Raw genomic sequence first — 1,913 nt, 5'->3', positions numbered from 1 at the left:
GCGATCCTCAAGCCGTCGAGGAAGTCCCATGACAGACCTGCCGGGACAGGACGCCGACAAGGCGCCCGAACGCGCACCCGACGTGGTGCGCAGCCGCTTTGACCAGGGCGTGGTCAAGGTCGCTCAGCTGGCCGCTTGGCTGGTGTTCATTGCCATGGCCATCAGCGTGTATGAAGTCATCATGCGCTATGGCTTCGGCTCGCCCACCTCCTGGGTGCACGAAACCGTCGTCATGCTGGTGGCGGTCAGCTTCTGCCTGGGGGGGCCGGCGGCGCTGGCGTCCAACCGCCATATCCGCGTCAAGGTCCTCTACGACGCCGTGGGCCCGACCTTCCGTCGTGCCCTCGATATCTTCAACGACGTGGTCACCTTCGGCTTCTGCCTGGGCATGAGCTATGCCGCCTGGGTGATGTTCTACGGGGCGTCCCACAATCCGCTGGGCGAGTGGCAGCTAGAGCGTTCCGGCACGTCCTGGAATCCGCCCTTTCCCGCGGTGGTCAAGGGCATGATCCTGCTGGCCCTGGCCGTCATGTGCGTGCAGGCCTTGATCCACGTGTTCCAGTCGCTCAAGGGCAAACCCGTCCCCGATGCACCCGAAGGAGGCGCTGACTGATGGATATTGCAGACGGAACGCTGCTGCTGGTCGGTGCCATCTTTGCCTTGCTGGTCACCGGCCTGCCGCTGGCCTTCATTACCGGGCTGGTGGCACTGGCCTTTACCTTTGGCTGGTTTGGCCCCAACGCGCTGCCGCTGGTCACCAGCCGGGTCTACGGATTCGTCACCGAATACTCGTTGGTGGCGGTGCCGATGTTCGTGCTGATGGCCTCGTTACTAGACCGATCGGGCATCGCCAAGGATCTGTTCAACGCCATGCGGGTGTTTGCCGGCCGGCTGCCGGGCGGTGTGGCGGTCCAGACCATCGTGGTGGCCTTCTTCCTGGCCGCGCTGTCCGGCATCATCGGCGGCGAGATCGTGCTGCTCGGCATCCTGGCCTTGCCGCAGATGCTCAGGCTCGGCTACGACAAGCACCTGTCGATTGGCGTAGTGTGTGCCGGCGGGGCCCTGGGCACCATGATGCCGCCGTCCATCGTGCTGATCATCTACGGCCTGATCGCCAGCGTCTCGATTGCTGACCTGTTCACTGCCGCGATCACCCCGGCGGTGATCCTGATGCTGTCCTACATCGGCTACGTGCTGGTCCGCTGTCTGCGCAATCCGGCCATGGGGCCGCCGATGAGCGACGAGGATCGCAATGCCGGCTTCGCCTCCAAGGGCGCGGCGCTGCGCTCGATCATCGTGCCGGCCCTGATCGCCTTCCTGGTGCTGGGATCGATCTACGGCGGCGTGGCCTCGGTCACTGAAGCCGCCGCGATGGGCGTGTTCGGTGTGTTGCTGGCCGTGCTGGCACGGGGCGAGTTCTCGTTCAAGATGATGCACGCAGCGCTGTCCCAGACCCTGGTGACCTGCGGCATGATCATCTGGATCGGCATCGGTGCCGCGGCACTGGTCGGGGTCTACAACCTGATGGGCGGCAACCGCTTCATCTCGGGCATGATCATGGACCTGGACGTGGCGCCGATCGTGATCATCCTGGTGATGATGGCCATCCTGATCGTGCTGGGCATGTTCCTGGACTGGATCGGGGTTGCCATGCTGACTCTGCCGATCTTCGTCCCCATCGTGATTCAGCTGGGCTACAGCCCGATCTGGTTCGGCATCCTGTTCGCCGTCAACATGCAGGTGTCGTTCCTGTCGCCGCCATTTGGCCCGGCCGCGTTCTACCTGAAAGGGGTGGCGCCGCCGGAGATCAGCCTGAAAGACATCTTTGTGTCACTGCTGCCGTTCATCGCACTGCAATTGTGTGTGCTGGCCGCGCTGCTGATGTGGCCCGAGATGGCCATGTGGCTGGTCGA

2 protein-coding genes are annotated in these 1,913 nt (G+C 64.0%); both read left to right on the top strand.

Features of this window, described 5'->3' with window-relative positions; translation table 11 throughout:
* Nucleotides 1-28: 28 nt before the first annotated feature.
* The gene (locus KUV86_RS14640) at nt 29-613 is read left to right on the top strand and encodes a TRAP transporter small permease subunit (protein WP_222164404.1); all 585 of its coding nucleotides are present in this window, start codon (nt 29-31) and stop codon (nt 611-613) included.
* Nucleotides 613-1,913, top strand: a 1,301-nt coding sequence (locus KUV86_RS14635) for a TRAP transporter large permease subunit (RefSeq protein WP_222164403.1), incomplete at its 3' end; no start/stop codon positions are given. The genes KUV86_RS14640 and KUV86_RS14635, both read left to right, overlap by 1 nt.

Origin of the sequence: Halomonas sp. DP8Y7-3, from assembly GCF_019801675.1 — a bacterium.
In the GTDB taxonomy this organism is placed as follows: domain Bacteria; phylum Pseudomonadota; class Gammaproteobacteria; order Pseudomonadales; family Halomonadaceae; genus Halomonas; species Halomonas litopenaei_A.
The sequence above is the reverse complement of the archived record's forward strand: the minus strand, read 5'-3'. Positions and strand labels throughout refer to the sequence as shown.